The organism is Enterobacter cloacae complex sp. P6RS, from assembly GCF_014982245.1.
Lineage (GTDB): Bacteria > Pseudomonadota > Gammaproteobacteria > Enterobacterales > Enterobacteriaceae > Enterobacter > Enterobacter bugandensis.
The window spans coordinates 15,423-31,709 of record NZ_JADCLB010000039.1; the positions used below are offsets into that span (position 1 = coordinate 15,423).

General features: G+C 53.6%; 13 protein-coding genes and 5 tRNA genes. 17 read left to right on the forward strand and 1 reads right to left on the reverse strand.

Annotated features, from left to right (window positions below; translation table 11 throughout):
• The first annotated feature begins 294 nt into the window (after positions 1–294).
• From lpfA to dppF, 12 genes are all read left to right on the forward strand, one after another.
• Complete coding sequence (gene lpfA, locus INF73_RS21215) at positions 295–819, forward strand: long polar fimbrial major subunit LpfA (protein ID WP_059357102.1); 525 nt, start codon at positions 295–297, stop codon at positions 817–819.
• A gap of 84 nt (positions 820–903) precedes the next feature.
• Entirely contained in the window at positions 904–1,602 is a 699-nt protein-coding gene (gene lpfB / locus INF73_RS21220) for a long polar fimbrial biogenesis chaperone LpfB (RefSeq protein WP_045260012.1), read from the forward strand.
• 22 nt (positions 1,603–1,624) lie between these two features.
• Positions 1,625–4,153 carry an outer membrane usher protein LpfC gene (lpfC, locus tag INF73_RS21225; RefSeq protein WP_193541462.1) on the forward strand — a complete coding sequence of 843 codons (2,529 nt, stop codon included), beginning with the start codon at positions 1,625–1,627 and terminating at the stop codon, positions 4,151–4,153.
• Positions 4,154–4,170: 17 nt separating this feature from the next.
• Positions 4,171–5,247 (forward strand): long polar fimbrial protein LpfD, encoded by a 1,077-nt coding sequence (lpfD, locus tag INF73_RS21230; RefSeq protein WP_193541463.1) that lies wholly within the window; start codon positions 4,171–4,173, stop codon positions 5,245–5,247.
• Between the two features lie 5 nt (positions 5,248–5,252).
• Positions 5,253–5,780, forward strand: a complete 528-nt coding sequence (gene lpfE / locus INF73_RS21235; RefSeq protein WP_045260009.1) for a long polar fimbrial protein LpfE — start codon at positions 5,253–5,255, stop codon at positions 5,778–5,780.
• Positions 5,781–6,033: 253 nt separating this feature from the next.
• The gene (gene eptB, locus INF73_RS21240) at positions 6,034–7,728 is read left to right on the forward strand and encodes a kdo(2)-lipid A phosphoethanolamine 7''-transferase (RefSeq protein ID WP_193541466.1); all 1,695 of its coding nucleotides are present in this window, start codon (positions 6,034–6,036) and stop codon (positions 7,726–7,728) included.
• Between the two features lie 91 nt (positions 7,729–7,819).
• Positions 7,820–7,896, forward strand: a tRNA-Pro gene (locus INF73_RS21245).
• A gap of 620 nt (positions 7,897–8,516) precedes the next feature.
• Positions 8,517–10,124, forward strand: a complete 1,608-nt coding sequence (gene dppA / locus INF73_RS21250) for a dipeptide ABC transporter periplasmic-binding protein DppA (RefSeq protein WP_028015091.1) — start codon at positions 8,517–8,519, stop codon at positions 10,122–10,124.
• A 177-nt stretch (positions 10,125–10,301) separates the two neighbouring features.
• Positions 10,302–11,321: a dipeptide ABC transporter permease DppB gene (gene dppB / locus INF73_RS21255; protein ID WP_028015092.1), complete on the forward strand. Its 1,020-nt coding sequence runs from the start codon at positions 10,302–10,304 to the stop codon at positions 11,319–11,321.
• 9 nt (positions 11,322–11,330) lie between these two features.
• Positions 11,331–12,233 carry a dipeptide ABC transporter permease DppC gene (dppC, locus tag INF73_RS21260; protein ID WP_028015093.1) on the forward strand — a complete coding sequence of 301 codons (903 nt, stop codon included), beginning with the start codon at positions 11,331–11,333 and terminating at the stop codon, positions 12,231–12,233.
• Between the two features lie 10 nt (positions 12,234–12,243).
• On the forward strand, positions 12,244–13,227 hold the full coding sequence (dppD, locus tag INF73_RS21265; protein ID WP_045630287.1) for a dipeptide ABC transporter ATP-binding protein: 984 nt from the start codon (positions 12,244–12,246) through the stop codon (positions 13,225–13,227).
• A complete protein-coding gene (gene dppF / locus INF73_RS21270) occupies positions 13,224–14,237 on the forward strand; it encodes a dipeptide ABC transporter ATP-binding subunit DppF (protein WP_028015094.1) in 1,014 nt (337 codons plus the stop codon). The genes dppD and dppF overlap by 4 nt, the downstream gene beginning before the upstream one ends.
• Before the next feature lie 43 nt (positions 14,238–14,280).
• On the opposite strand, the gene coaA is transcribed toward dppF, so the two are convergent.
• The gene (coaA, locus tag INF73_RS21275) at positions 14,281–15,231 is read right to left on the reverse strand and encodes a type I pantothenate kinase (RefSeq protein ID WP_032644951.1); all 951 of its coding nucleotides are present in this window, start codon (positions 15,229–15,231) and stop codon (positions 14,281–14,283) included.
• Positions 15,232–15,548: 317 nt separating this feature from the next.
• Between coaA and INF73_RS21280 the strand changes: the two genes are divergently transcribed.
• From INF73_RS21280 to INF73_RS21300, 5 genes are all read left to right on the forward strand, one after another.
• A tRNA-Thr gene (locus tag INF73_RS21280) sits at positions 15,549–15,624 on the forward strand.
• Positions 15,625–15,632: 8 nt separating this feature from the next.
• Positions 15,633–15,717 (forward strand) — tRNA-Tyr (locus INF73_RS21285).
• 116 nt (positions 15,718–15,833) lie between these two features.
• Positions 15,834–15,908, forward strand: a tRNA-Gly gene (locus INF73_RS21290).
• A 6-nt stretch (positions 15,909–15,914) separates the two neighbouring features.
• Positions 15,915–15,990, forward strand: a tRNA-Thr gene (locus tag INF73_RS21295).
• Positions 15,991–16,108: 118 nt separating this feature from the next.
• Positions 16,109–16,287 (forward strand): GTP-binding protein (locus INF73_RS21300; RefSeq protein WP_010287081.1); only part of this gene is annotated, 179 nt, incomplete at its 3' end.

The following is a 16,287-nucleotide window of genomic DNA, read 5'->3' on the forward strand; positions in this document are numbered from 1 at the left end:
GTAATTAATTGTAACATAAGGAACGGCGGATAAATATGGCGAAGCATTACGCTGCTTTATGAATTGGCAAAAATAATAAATCAATTATATTGATTTATTCCTAATGAAAAGGGTGTTTTTACCCGTTGTTTTATAGGTTTATGATTTTTCTTATTTTTAAGCTCATCTGAAAATTAGCTTTATTTATTCTAATTTTAAAATCTGATTTTTGCTCTATATACTCCATTCCCTCACAGAATGCAGGTTATTCCTAAGGATGCGTTCTGTCATCTCTCGACATAAATGGAGTTTTTAATGAAAAAGGTTATTTTTGCACTGTCTGCTCTCGCTGTAGTTTCCACTTCTGCTTTCGCGGCTGATTCTGGTGACGGCACCATCAAATTCACCGGCGAAATCGTTGACGCGCCATGCGTAGTTTCTACTGACACTCAGAACCAGGAAGTTGTGTTGGGTCAGGTTAAGAAATCTGTCTTCAAAGCCGTTGGCGACAAGTCTGTTTCTAAGCCTTTCCAGATCAAACTGGAAGACTGCGATATTTCCAGCAAAACCAAAGTTAACGTGAGCTTCAATGGCGTAGCGGATGCAGACGACGCGAAACTGGTTTCTGTAAGCACTGAAGCAGGCGCAGCATCTGGCGTGGGCATTGGTATCTACGACAACGCAAACCAGCTGGTTGATATGAACAGCGGTAAATCCACCACCACGCTGTCTGCTGGCCAGACCGTGCTGTACTACACCGCTAACTACGTTGCGACCAAAGCTGCTGTAACTACCGGTTACGGCAACGCAGAAGTTGACTTCAACCTGTCCTACGAATAATCGAATTTTCGTTAATACAGACAATCACAATGGCAACGGAAACCCCGTTGCCATTTTTTCCAGCGGAGACTCAGGGAGAGAATCATGAACCGCTCACGTTTGATATCTTGCGCAGCACTGGCGCTGGCGCTGATTGCTCAAAACAGTTTTGCAGGCGGCGTGGCATTAAGCAGCACGCGCGTTATTTATGACGGCAGCAGAAAGGAAGCTTCTCTGACGGTCAATAATAAAAGTACCACGGATGAATTCCTTATCCAGTCATGGATTGATGATGCTAGCGGTAATAAAAAGACGCCATTTATCATCACCCCGCCATTATTTAAATTAAGCCCGACGAAAAATAACGTCTTACGTATTGTGAATACGTCTAATACGTTACCGCAGGATCGTGAATCTGTTTACTGGGTTAACGTGAAGGCGATTCCTGCCAAAAGTGAAAACGCAGAGAATAAAAACGTGCTGCAAATTGCCGTGCGTACCCGCTTAAAACTGTTCTATCGCCCGGCGGGCCTGAAAGGCAACAGCATGGACGGCTGGAGCAAACTGAAGTTTACAAGTGCAGGGGCTAACCAGATCAAAGTGGAAAACCCATCCGCCTTTAACCTGACGTTTAATAAATTTTATGCCAACGGCCGCGAAATTGAGAAAGCGGGAATGGTTCCGGCGAAAGGCTCATTAAATATTGAACTGCCAGCCAACTCCGGCAAGGTAAGTGAAGTTAAATACAACATTATTAATGACTTCGGTACGGCTGGCGACATGCTTACACAGCGCGTTAATTAACACGTTTTAAAGGTTTATTACTATGCCATGGACGCATCTTCCTCTGGTCAATAAGACCCCGCGTTTCCCGCTCTCTGCGCTTGCGCTGATGATCGCGGGTACGCTCCCCGCCTATGCGGGAACATTTAACCCGCGCTTTCTGGAGGATGTGCCGGGTATTGATCAGCACGTTGACCTTTCAATGTATGAATCCAATAAAGCCGAACAGCTGCCGGGTAAATACCGCGTGTCGGTAGTGGTCAACGATAAAAAAATGGAGTCGCGCACCCTGGAGTTTAAGGCCGCGACAGAGGCGCAGCGCGCAAAAATGGGTGAGTCCCTGGTGCCGTGCTTAAGCCGCGTGCAGCTTGAGAATATGGGCGTGCGCATTGATAGCTTCCCGGCGTTGAAAATGGCGCCGCCGGAAGCCTGCGTCGCTTTTGATGACATTATTCCTCAGGCCGCCAGCCATTTCGATTTTGCGGATCAGACGTTAATCATGAGCTTCCCGCAGGCCGCGATGAAGCAGACCGCGCGCGGTACGGTGCCGGAATCACAGTGGGACGAGGGGGTGAATGCCCTGCTGGTGGATTATAACTTCACCGGCAGCAACGCCAGCTATGACGCGCATGACGGTGATTCCAGCTATAACAGCGACAGTTACTATCTGAACCTGCGCAGCGGCGTGAACCTGGGGGCGTGGCGGTTACGTAATTACAACACCTGGACGCGAAACGATGGCAATAACCGATGGGATAACATCGGCACCTCGTTAAGCCGTGCCATTGTGCCGTTGAAATCACAGCTGACGTTAGGGGATACCTCCACAGCCGGTGATATTTTTGACAGCGTTCAGATGCGCGGTGCGCAGCTAACCTCTGATGAAGAGATGCTGCCTGACAGTCAGCGCGGGTTTGCGCCCGTTATCCGCGGTATTGCCAAAAGCAACGCCGAAGTTACCGTTGAGCAGAACAACTACGTGATTTACCGTACGTTTGTTCAGCCAGGCGCGTTTGAAATTAATGACCTGTACCCAACTTCGAACAGCGGCGACCTGACGGTCACCATTAAAGAGGCGGACGGCAGCGAGCAGAAGTTTGTTCAGCCGTTCTCCGCGGTGGCGATCCTTCAGCGTGAAGGCCATCTCAAGTACAGCCTCTCTGCCGGGGAATACCGCGCCGGGAACTACAGCAGCGCCGAGCCGAAGTTCGGGCAGCTGGACGCCATGTACGGTCTGCCGTACGGCTTTACCGTTTACGGTGGTTCGATCTTCTCGGAAAACTATTACTCCCTGGCGGGGGGATTAGGTAAAAACTTCGGCTATATCGGTGCGGTCTCCATCGACGTAACCCAGGCGAAAAGCAACCTGGCCAATGACGATAGTTCGGAAGGTCAGTCTTATCGCTTCCTCTACTCCAAGAGCTTTAACAGCGGCACCGATTTCCGTCTGCTGGGTTACAAGTATTCGACCAGCGGCTATTACACCTTCCAGGAAGCGACGGATGTTCGTAGCGATGCGGACAGCTCGTATAGCCAGTACCACAAGCGTAGCCAGATCCAGGGCAACGTGACGCAACAGCTGGGCACCTGGGGCTCGGTCTATTTCAACGTTACGCAGCAGGACTACTGGAACGATGAAGGTAAGCAACGTTCGCTGAATGCCGGCTATAACGGCCGTATTGGTCGCGTGAACTACAGCATTGCCTACACCTGGACGAAAAGCCCGGAGTGGGATGAGAGCGATCGTCTGCTGTCCTTCTCCATGTCGATTCCACTGGGACGTGCATGGAGTAACTACCATCTCACCACCGATCAGCATGGCCGCACAAACCAGCAGCTGGGCGTCAGCGGTGCCGTGCTGGAAGACCGCAACCTGAACTATAGCGTGCAGGAAGGCTACGGCAGCAACGGCGAAGGTAACAGCGGCAGCGTGAACCTGGATTACCAGGGCGGCGTAGGGAGTGCCAGCCTGGGCTACAACTACAACCGTGATGGTCAGCAGGTGAACTACGGCCTGCGCGGCGGCGTGATTGCCCACAGTGAAGGCGTTACGCTTTCTCAGCCGCTGGGCGAGTCGATGGCCATTATCTCTGCGCCGGGCGCACGCGGTGCGCACGTTATTAACAACGGCGGTGTGGAAGTGGACTGGATGGGTAATGCGGTGGTGCCGTACCTCACGCCTTACCGTGAAACGGAAGTCTCACTGCGAAGCGACAGCCTGAACAGCCAGGTTGACCTGGACACCGCCTCCGTCAACGTCGTGCCGACGCGCGGCGCGATTGTCCGGGCGCGTTTCGACACCCGCGTGGGCTATCGCGTGCTGATGAACCTGACGCAGGCGAATGGCAAAGCGGTGCCGTTTGGTGCGACCGCCACGCTGTTGGATACCAAAAAGGAGTCCAGCAGTATCGTGGGTGAAGACGGCCAGCTTTATATCAGCGGGATGCCGGAGAAAGGCGCGCTCCAGGTGAACTGGGGTAAAGACCAGGCACAGCAATGCCGCGTGGCGTTTACGCTACCGGAACAACAGGATAATACCGGCGTGGTGATGGCGAATGCCGTCTGCCGGTAACAGGGAAGGACACAAGTATGTTGAAAAAAATGATGATGTTTGCTGGCCTGCTGGGCGGGTCGGTGCTGTTTTCCGGCCAGGCGCTGGCGGCGGCAGACTGGGGGCCATGCTCACCAACTAATGGGACACAGACCTTCAATGCCCTCATGAATAAGACAGTGACGGACGTTGAAAAAAACGCTGCAGGTTCGGTCTTCCCTGATTTCTTTACCTGGAGTCTGAGTACACAGTATCCTGGCGTTTGTGAATGTCCCCCTGGTGAAGAGACGAGTGAGACCTATTTCAAGACGGTTTCACCTCTGGCGATTGGACATATCTCTGGCGGACGCACTTTTTACGTTGTTAACAATAATATCCAGATAGCATCTGAAGTTTATATTGGTGGATATTATGACCATTACCAAGAAGTACCTTTCGAAAATGTCTCCAATAAGTGGTCTTCGCGAGAAGTATGTGATGTGGACAATCCAAACCCGGCGGGAGGCTTCACTACAGGAGGGAAGGGCAAACTGACTCTGTATATCAATCGACCTTTCGTAGGTGAATTGGTCATCCCACCAACAACAATTGTAGACGTATATGGTACGCGTAAGCCCGGTGTTTATGGCACAACGCCTATTTCAGAGGTGAGTTTGAGTGGCACAGTTATCGTCCCTCAGGGCTGTGAACTCGACAGCGGTAGCACGCTGGAAATCCCCTTTGGTGAATTTAAGGCCAGTGATTTTAAAGATCGTAAAGGCCAAATTGCCAAGAACGCGACGATATTTACCAAGGAACTGCAGTTTAAATGCACCAATATCTCCGATGGCGTAAAGATCTTCCTACATATTGAGGGAATGCCAAACGCCAATGATTCGAATGCTATCGACATGGGTAATCCGGATATCGGTGCCGTCATTAAAGGCGAAAACGGTAATATTTTGGTGCCTAATGATATCAACGCGAATCAGGAGCTGAGCGTTTCGGGTCTTGTTGACGACACGCACCGTACCGCCTCGACGACCATTTCGGCTTACCCCATCAGCACCACCGGCAAATTGCCGGCCGCCGGGGAGTTCGAAGGGATCGCCACCATGCGTATTGATGTGGAGTAAGCCGGATGAAAACAATGAATGCGTTTTTGCCAGCGTGTTTGCTGCTCACCGCATCAGCGATGGCGGCGCCGGTAAATATCGGTTCCGCAGGGGATATCCACTTTACCATCACCATTAAGGCGGCCACCTGCGAGCTGGAAAACGACAGTATTGACGTCGATATGGATACCGTGGTGCTCCAGCGCCCGGTAAAAGTGGGTAAAGAGCTTAACCAGAAAAGCTTTAGCATCGGCTTGAAAGACTGCGCGTATGCCACTAAGGCCTACGTCACGATGGACGGTACGCCAGATGCGACAAACGCTTCACTCTTTGCCCTGGACAGCGGCGGCGCGACGGGCGTGGCGTTAAAAATTAAAACGTCGGGCGGGGTGCAGCAGCTCCCCTCCAGTACCGACTCTACGCCCGTGGAGCATACCATCTGGTTTGATGGTACGAACAAGCTGAACTATATCGCCAGCTACGTGCCGGTTAAACCGGATGCCACCGTGGGCGCGGCAAATGCGACGGTGAATTTTAGCGTGGTATACGAGTAATCACCGGGGGCCAGTTCGCTGGCCCTTTGCTCATTTTACGCGGTTGCATCAGCGCACGGCTTCTCCAGACGCGGTTTTTTTGTAAAAATCTTCCTCGATCACACTCTCTGCTGCCACTTTTCTCTCCCGCTGTGGTCTACTTACCGCGCTTGTAGACGTTTCTCATAACGCTTCCTGACGCATTTACTTACTCTGTCCGCTTTCTGTTTGAGATTCGGCGGGTCTTTATACCCCTTCCCCCAGGGTTGTTTGCATGAAATATATTAGGTCTCTTACCCAGCAACGTTTGTGTCTGATGCTGGCTGTCTATATCGGTTTGTTTCTGAATGGCGCGGTGCTGTTCAGAAGAGTGGAAGGTTATTTTGAGCACCTCACCGTAAGAAATGGAATTTTTGCCGCGATTGAAGTGTTCGGCTCCATCCTCGCCACATTCTTCCTGTTACGCCTGCTCTCACTTTTTGGCCGACGTACATGGCAAATTCTGGCCTCGCTGGTGGTGATTATTTCTGCCGCCGCAAGCTATTACATGACATTCATGAACGTGGTCATTGGCTACGGTATTGTCGCCTCGGTGATGACCACGGACATCGACCTCTCGAAAGAGGTGGTGGGTCAAGGGTTCATCATATGGACGATTTTGACCTGCCTGATCCCGCTCTTCTTTATCTGGAGTAATACCTGCCGTTATACCCTGTTACGCCAGCTGCGTACCCGGGGACAGCGCATCCGCAACGTCGCCGTCGTTCTGCTGGCGGGCCTGCTGGTGTGGGCGCCGATTCGCCTGATGGAAAAACAGCAAAAACGGATCGAAAAAGCGACGGGCGTGGATATGCCGAGCTATGGCGGCGTGGTGGCTAACTCGTATCTGCCGTCCAACTGGCTGTCCGCGTTAGGTCTTTACGCCTGGGCGCAGGCGGACGAATCCAGCGATGTGAAATCACTGATTAACCCGACCAAAAAGTTCACCTACCAGGCGCCGGCTGACGGGCTGGATGACACTTACGTAGTCTTTGTCATCGGTGAAACGACGCGCTGGGATCATATGGGTATCCTCGGTTATGACCGCGATACCACGCCGAAACTGGCGCAGGAGAAGAATCTGGTGGCTTACCGCGGCTATTCCTGCGATACCGCCACGAAGCTCTCGTTGCGCTGTATGTTTGTGCGTGAAGGCGGGGCGAGCGATAACCCGCAACGTACGCTGAAAGAACAAAACGTCTTTGCCGTGCTGAAGCAGCTTGGATTTAGCTCCGATCTGTTCGCCATGCAAAGTGAGATGTGGTTCTACACCAACACGCTGGCAGATAACATCGCGTATCGTGAGCAGATTGGTGCCGAGCCTCGCAACCGCGGGAAAAACGTTGACGACATGCTGCTGCTTGAGGAGATGTCCCAGTCTCTGAAGAATCACCCGCAGGGCAAACATCTCGTCATTCTGCATACCAAAGGGTCGCATTACAGTTATTACCAGCGTTACACGCGCGATTTCGCGAAATGGCAGCCTGAGTGCGTAGGCATTAATAAAGACTGCAGCAAGCAGGAGCTGATCAACGCCTACGATAACTCCATTCTGTATGTGGATACCTTCCTGAGCCGCGTGATTGACCAACTGCGTGATAAAAAAGCGATTGTTATCTACGCCGCAGACCACGGTGAGTCCATTAATGAGAAAGAGCACCTGCACGGTACGCCGCGCAAGCTGGCACCGCCGGAGCAGTTCCGCGTGCCGATGATCATGTGGATGTCGGATAAGTATCTTGAAAATCCGGAGAAAGCGAAGATGTTTGCTCAGCTTAAGAAAGAGGCGGAAATGAAGGTGCCGCGCCGTCACGTTGAGCTGTATGACACCATTATGGGTTGCCTCGGCTATACCTCACCGAACGGTGGGATTAACGAAAACAACAACTGGTGTAAACTCCCTGATAACACCGCAAAAGCCGCGCAGTAGCTGCTCTGGCGAGAATATCGCCAGTTGAATGGCTTTTTGAAAATAAGGGATTGACGGGGGCGCACCTCAGCAGTAAGATGCGCTCCGCATTCGGCGAGTAGCGCAGCTTGGTAGCGCAACTGGTTTGGGACCAGTGGGTCGGAGGTTCGAATCCTCTCTCGCCGACCACATTCTGAAAAGGGCTAACCGCAAGGTTAGCCCTTTTTGCATTAACGGCTTACTCATCCTGATTCAGTAAAATGCCCCTTATCCCCGCTTCTTCCTGCCTGTTAACGATTTTGTGACATAATCCATTGTATTTTTTTATATATAGATTGATCTTTTTTCGCGTTGCTTATGGATAACCTCAGCATTTTTCGCTGTGCGTTTTAACGTTCGCGGTATTTAGTGCTCAGATAATCACCATTCTGCAAGAAAATTTACCCATTCTGAATAAAAGTTAATCACTGATTGTTGCGAAATATGAAGATATTTGTGCTGCAAGTTGGCGAGTAGCATAAATTTCCCTGCTGAAAACTGGCGTTCAGGGTTTTTTTAATCTTTGTTTGCGGTTTCTCACACTCGGCGCAAATCCCCGTCACCTGTATTGACGTTTTCACATTCTGTTGACAGATTGTAGGGCATGAGGGGCATTTCAGGGACGATCTGCGCTGCAACTCAAACGCTCTTCTGAAAGGATTCTCCATCCCTTTAACGCCTTCGGGCACCTCCGACCGGACCGGGTAAAAAATAAATAAAGGTCTGGCGGCGTAACACAACAAAGCAAAACATCACATTGGAGCAGAATAATGAGTATTTCCTTGAAGAAGTCAGGGATGCTGAAGCTTGGTCTGAGCCTGGTGGCTATGACCGTGGCAGCAAGCGTACAGGCAAAAACCCTGGTTTACTGTTCTGAAGGCTCGCCGGAAGGCTTTAACCCACAGCTCTTTACCTCTGGTACGACTTACGACGCAAGCTCTGTACCGATCTATAACCGTCTGGTTGAATTCAAAACCGGCACCACGGAAGTGATTCCGGGTCTGGCCGAGAAGTGGGACATCAGCGAAGACGGCAAAACCTATACCTTCCACCTGCGCCAGGGCGTGAAGTGGCAGGACAGCAAAGAATTCAAACCAACGCGCGACTTTAACGCCGACGACGTTGTGTTCTCCTTCGACCGTCAGAAAAACGCCCAGAACCCGTACCACAAAGTGTCTGGCGGCAGCTACGAATACTTCGAAGGGATGGGTCTGCCGGACCTGATCGCCGAAGTGAAAAAAGTAGACGATAAAACCGTTCAGTTCGTGCTGACCCGTCCGGAAGCGCCATTCCTGGCTGACCTGGCCATGGACTTCGCCTCTATTCTCTCTAAAGAGTATGCGGACAACATGCTGAAAGCCGGCACGCCGGAAAAAGTGGACCTGAACCCAATCGGTACCGGCCCGTTCCAGCTGCTGCAGTACCAGAAAGACTCCCGTATTCTGTATAAAGCGTTCCCGGGCTACTGGGGCACCAAGCCGCAGATCGACCGTCTGGTCTTCTCCATCACGCCTGACGCATCCGTACGTTACGCTAAACTGCAGAAAAATGAATGCCAGGTGATGCCGTACCCGAACCCGGCAGATATCGCGCGCATGAAGCAGGACAAGAACATCAACCTGATGGAGCAGGCGGGCCTGAACGTGGGCTATCTCTCCTTCAACACCGAGAAGAAACCGTTTGATGACGTGAAAGTACGTCAGGCGCTGACCTACGCGGTGAACAAAGAAGCGATCATCAAGGCCGTTTACCAGGGCGCGGGCGTTGCTGCCAAGAACCTGATCCCACCAACCATGTGGGGCTATAACGACGACGTTAAGGACTACAGTTACGATCCTGAGAAAGCGAAAGCGCTGCTGAAAGAAGCGGGCCAGGATAAAGGCTTTACCGTCGAGCTGTGGGCGATGCCGGTACAGCGTCCGTACAACCCGAACGCACGCCGTATGGCGGAAATGGTCCAGGCTGACTGGGCGAAAATTGGCGTTCAGGCCAAGATTGTGACCTACGAGTGGGGCGAGTATCTGAAGCGCGCCAAAGCGGGTGAGCACCAGGCGGTAATGATGGGCTGGACCGGTGACAACGGGGATCCGGACAACTTCTTCGCCACCCTGTTCAGCTGTGCGGCAGCGAAAGACGGCTCTAACTACTCTCGCTGGTGCTACAAGCCGTTTGAAGACCTGATCCAGCCGGCGCGTGCGACCGACGATCACAACAAACGTATTGAACTCTACAAGCAGGCTCAGGTTGTTATGCACGATCAGGCTCCGGCGCTGATTGTTGCTCACTCCACCGTGTATGAGCCAGTGCGTAAAGAAGTGAAGGGCTACGTGGTTGATCCACTGGGCAAACACCACTTCGAAAACGTATCGGTTGAATAATTAAAAGCAACGCCAGGCGGCGCTGCGCTTGCACTGGCCTACGGTATGTAGGCCGGGTAAGCGTAGCGCCACCCGGCAGCAGTGCTTTATTGCCTCTCCGAAAGGGGAGGGAATAAGATTTGTGAGCAATACAGACGTCACGCCACTGGCCGTGCGTCATCAGAGAGAATCCGGGTTATGTTGCAGTTCATCCTCCGACGTCTGGGACTTGTTATCCCGACGTTTATCGGTATCACCCTTCTCACTTTTGCCTTCGTCCATATGATCCCCGGCGACCCGGTAATGATTATGGCGGGCGAGCGTGGTATCTCCCCTGAACGTCATGCGCAACTGCTGGCTGAACTCGGCCTCGATAAGCCGATGTGGCAGCAGTACCTCCACTATATCTGGGGCGTGATGCACGGTGACTTAGGGATTTCGTTAAAAAGCCGTCTTCCGGTGTGGGACGAGTTCGTGCCGCGTTTTAAAGCGACGCTGGAGCTTGGCATCTGCGCCATGATTTTCGCCACTGCGGTGGGTATTCCTGTTGGGGTACTGGCTGCCGTTAAGCGTGGCTCTATTTTCGACCATACCGCCGTGGGGCTGGCGCTGACCGGTTACTCCATGCCTATCTTCTGGTGGGGCATGATGCTGATCATGCTGGTCTCGGTGCAATTGAACCTGACGCCGGTCTCCGGACGCGTCAGCGATATGGTCTTCCTTGATGATACCAATCCGTTAACCGGCTTTATGCTGATCGACACGGCCATCTGGGGCGAGGAGGGCAACTTCATTGATGCCGTTGCGCACATGATCCTGCCTGCCATGGTGCTGGGCACCATTCCTCTGGCGGTGATCGTGCGTATGACCCGTTCCTCCATGCTGGAAGTGCTGGGTGAAGATTACATCCGTACCGCGCGCGCCAAAGGTTTAACCCGCATGCGCGTCATCATCGTCCACGCGCTGCGTAACGCCATGCTGCCGGTGGTGACCGTTATCGGCCTCCAGGTGGGTACGCTGCTGGCGGGGGCGATCCTGACGGAAACCATCTTCTCCTGGCCGGGCCTCGGACGCTGGCTGATTGATGCGCTGCAACGCCGTGACTATCCGGTGGTGCAGGGTGGGGTGCTGCTGGTCGCGACGATGATTATCCTCGTCAACCTGCTGGTCGATTTGCTGTACGGCGTGGTGAACCCGCGTATTCGTCATAAGAAGTAAGGGGCCATCATGTCACAGGTTTCTGAAAACAAAGCTGTTGCTGCACCGGTTCCAATGACGCCGCTGCAGGAGTTCTGGCACTACTTCAAGCGCAATAAAGGCGCGGTAGTCGGGCTGGTGTATGTCGCTATCATGATCCTGATTGCGGTGTTTGCGAACTTTCTGGCGCCGTATAACCCGGCGGATCAGTTCCGCGATGCGCTGCTGGCACCTCCTGCCTGGCAGGACGGCGGTAGTCTGGCGCACCTGCTGGGTACCGATGATGTGGGCCGCGATGTGCTGTCGCGTCTGATGTACGGCGCGCGTTTGTCGCTGCTGGTTGGCTGTCTGGTGGTGGTGCTCTCCCTGATTATGGGGATCATCCTCGGCCTGGTTGCCGGTTACTTCGGCGGCATCGTTGATAACATCATTATGCGTATCGTCGACATCATGCTGGCACTGCCAAGCCTGCTGCTGGCTCTGGTGCTGGTGGCGATCTTCGGCCCGTCGATCGGTAACGCCGCCCTGGCGCTGACCTTTGTGGCGCTTCCCCACTACGTGCGATTAACACGCGCGGCGGTGCTGGTGGAAGTGAACCGCGACTACGTCACCGCCTCTCGCGTGGCGGGTGCCGGTGCGATGCGCCAGATGTTCGTTAATATCTTCCCTAACTGCCTTGCGCCGCTGATCGTTCAGGCGTCGCTCGGTTTCTCTAACGCCATTCTTGATATGGCCGCTCTTGGCTTCCTGGGCATGGGTGCGCAGCCGCCAACACCGGAGTGGGGCACCATGCTCTCCGACGTGTTGCAGTTCGCACAAAGCGCCTGGTGGGTTGTCACCTTCCCGGGTCTGGCAATCCTGCTGACGGTGCTGGCATTTAACCTGATGGGTGATGGCCTGCGTGATGCGCTTGATCCCAAACTGAAGCAGTAAGAGGCACGAGATGGCGTTATTAAATGTAGATAAATTATCGGTGCATTTCGGCGACGAAGGCACCCCGTTTCGCGCCGTGGACCGCATCAGCTACAGCGTCAATCAGGGCGAAGTGGTTGGTATCGTCGGGGAGTCCGGTTCCGGTAAGTCGGTCAGTTCACTGGCAATCATGGGGCTGATTGATTACCCGGGCCGCGTGATGGCGGAAAACCTGCAGTTCAACGGTCAGGACCTGAAGCGCATTTCTGAGAAACAGCGCCGCCAGCTGGTGGGCGCCGAAGTGGCGATGATCTTCCAGGATCCGATGACCAGCCTGAACCCGTGCTACACGGTCGGCTTCCAGATTATGGAAGCGATTAAGGTGCACCAGGGTGGTAACAAGAAAACCCGTCGCCAGCGCGCGATCGACCTGCTGAACCAGGTGGGTATTCCTGACCCGGCATCGCGGCTGGACGTATACCCGCACCAGCTTTCCGGTGGGATGAGCCAGCGCGTGATGATCGCCATGGCGATTGCCTGTCGACCAAAGTTGCTGATTGCGGATGAACCGACAACGGCGCTGGATGTGACCATCCAGGCGCAAATCATCGAGCTGCTGCTGGAGTTGCAGCAGAAAGAGAACATGGCGCTGGTGCTGATTACGCACGATCTGGCGCTGGTGGCCGAAGCGGCACACAAGATCATCGTGATGTACGCGGGCCAGGTGGTCGAGACCGGGAATTCGCACGATATCTTCCGCGCGCCGCGTCACCCGTATACCCAGGCTCTGCTGCGTGCGCTGCCGGAGTTTGCCCAGGACAAAGCGCGTCTGGCGTCGCTGCCGGGCGTGGTTCCGGGCAAATACGACCGTCCGCAGGGCTGTCTGCTTAATCCGCGCTGCCCGTATGCCACGGACAAATGCCGCGTTGAGGAGCCAGAGCTGAATCTGCTGACCGACGGTCGACAGTCAAAATGCCACTACCCACTCGATGATGCCGGGAGGCCAACACTATGAGTACGCAACAGGCCACCACGCAGCAGCCGCTGTTGCAGGCCATCGACCTGAAAAAACACTACCCGGTGAAAAAGGGGATTTTTGCCCCTGAACGCCTGGTGAAAGCGCTGGACGGCGTGTCATTTACCCTCGAACGCGGTAAAACGCTGGCGGTGGTGGGGGAGTCAGGTTGCGGGAAATCGACGCTGGGCCGTCTGCTGACGATGATTGAAGTCCCGACCGGCGGTGAGCTTTATTATCAGGGCCAGGATCTGCTCAAGCATGACCCGCAGGCGCAGAAGCTGCGCCGCCAGAAAATCCAGATTGTGTTCCAGAACCCGTACGGTTCTTTGAACCCGCGTAAAAAAGTGGGACAGATCCTGGAAGAGCCCCTGCTGATTAACAGCAATCTGAGCAAAGAGCAGCGCCGTGAAAAAGCGCTGGCGATGATGGCGAAGGTCGGCCTCAAAACCGAGCATTACGACCGCTACCCGCATATGTTCTCCGGCGGCCAGCGTCAGCGTATCGCCATCGCACGCGGTCTGATGCTTGACCCGGACGTGGTGATTGCCGACGAGCCGGTGTCGGCGCTCGACGTGTCCGTGCGCGCGCAGGTGCTGAACCTGATGATGGATCTCCAGCAGGATCTGGGGCTGTCTTATGTGTTCATCTCTCACGACCTGTCGGTGGTGGAGCATATTGCCGATGAAGTGATGGTAATGTATCTGGGGCGCTGCGTGGAGAAGGGGACCAAAGAGCAGATCTTTAGTAATCCTCGTCATCCGTACACCCAGGCGCTGCTGTCTGCGACGCCGCGTCTGAACCCGGACGATCGTCGCGAGCGCATTAAGCTGACGGGTGAACTGCCAAGTCCGCTGAATCCGCCGCCGGGGTGTGCCTTCAACGCGCGCTGCAGCCGCCGCTTTGGCCCGTGCACCCAGCTTCAGCCGCAGCTGAAGGATTATGGCGGTCAGCTGGTCGCCTGCTTTGCGGTCGATCAGGATGAAAATGGCGAGAAGCCGCACGCATAACGAAAAAAACCGGCGCGAAGCCGGTTTTTTTATGTCTGCCTGACTATTTTCGCAGGCGAATCTGGTCGACGGCGTGCTTCTCGCTCTTGGTGAGGATCAGGCTCGCACGCTCGCGCGTCGGGAGGATGTTCTCTTTGAGGTTCACGTAGTTGATCTCATTCCACAGCCCCCTGGCCACATTAATGGCCTCTTCTTCAGAAAGCTGGGCGTAGTGGTGGAAATAGGAGTCCGGGTCGGTGAATGCCCCTTCGCGGAACTTCAGGAAGCGGTTGATATACCAGTTCTGCAGCAGATCTTCCGGCGCATCAACATAGATAGAGAAATCGACGAAATCCGAAACGAACACATGATGCGGGTCATGAGGATAGTCCATGCCGCTTTGCAGCACGTTCAAACCTTCAAGGATCAGGATATCGGGCTGGACTACCGTTTTATCCCCATCCGGGATGCGGTCGTAAATCAGGTGTGAATAGACCGGCGCCGTGACGTGCGGCACGCCAGATTTCAGGTCAGAGACAAATTTTACCAGACGGTGCATATCATAAGAGAGCGGGAAGCCCTTCTTCTTCATCAGCCCGCGTTCTTTTAAGACCTCGTTCGGGTGCAGGAAGCCGTCGGTGGTGATCAACTCAACGCTGCGGTGTTCCGGCCAGCGGCTCAGCAGCGCCTGCAGCACGCGTGCGGTAGTGCTTTTACCCACGGCCACGCTGCCCGCAATACTAATGATATAAGGAATGCGCTGACCATTGGTTCCGAGGAACTGCTCCAGCACCGCCTGACGGCGCAGGTTGGAGCTGATATAGAAGTTAAGCAAGCGAGAGAGGGGGAGATAAATTTCTGCCACCTCTTCCAGGGACAGATCTTCGTTTATCCCTTTTAACCGTGCGATTTCACCTTCCGTCAGCGTCATAGGGACGGAATCACGCAGGGCAGCCCACTGGCTGCGGTTAAAGTGAAGATAAGGCGTCATTAACGTTTGCTCTTTTTTGCTCATAAGCATGCTTCAGTGAGCCAGCGCTATGCTGCCGGGACGTGGCTCATCACACAGTTAATTTTGGACAATGGGCAGGAGGTTAACACCAGATGGCGGGAATAATAAGAAAAAAGATGGAAAGCGCTGCGTTACGCGGAAGCCGTCACGCTACGGTGTATGCGATGTAAATCATGCCTGTATGTTGATTATTTGACCCGGAATGGCTACTTTTACATCGCTTAGCGCTGCGTTCGCATAAAATGTGAGCGAAAGAACGTTTTATGCAAATTTTTAGTTGCATGACCGCGCAGGTATCCATAGAATGCGCGCTACTTGATGCCGACTTAGCTCAGTAGGTAGAGCAACTGACTTGTAATCAGTAGGTCACCAGTTCGATTCCGGTAGTCGGCACCATCAAGTCCGGTGGGGTTCCCGAGCGGCCAAAGGGAGCAGACTGTAAATCTGCCGTCATCGACTTCGAAGGTTCGAATCCTTCCCCCACCACCACTTTCTGGCAGCGTAAATGCCGCCGGAGCTGGTTGGAAAATTAGCCAGCTCAAACTGAAAAAGAGAGAAATCTCTTTTTTTGTTACAGAAAGAACTGGGTAGCCGAGTTTCAGGATGCGGGCATCGTATAATGGCTATTACCTCAGCCTTCCAAGCTGATGATGCGGGTTCGATTCCCGCTGCCCGCTCCAATACGTGCTGATATGGCTCAGTTGGTAGAGCGCACCCTTGGTAAGGGTGAGGTCCCCAGTTCGACTCTGGGTATCAGCACCACTTCACTTCTCCTTCCCGTTTCTCTCTGTTTCAATTTTACTGTATTCAACAATTCAGGCATTTCGCCTGGTTGATGTGGTGATATCACCGATTTATCCGTGTCTTAGAGGGACAATCGATGTCTAAAGAAAAGTTTGAACGTACAAAACCGCACGTTAACGTCGGTACTATCGGCCACGTTGACCATGGTAAAACAACGCTGACCGCTGCAATCACTACCGTTCTGGCTAAAACCTACGGTGGTTCTGCTCGTGCATTCGACCAGATCGATAACGCACCAGAAGAAAAAGCTCGTGG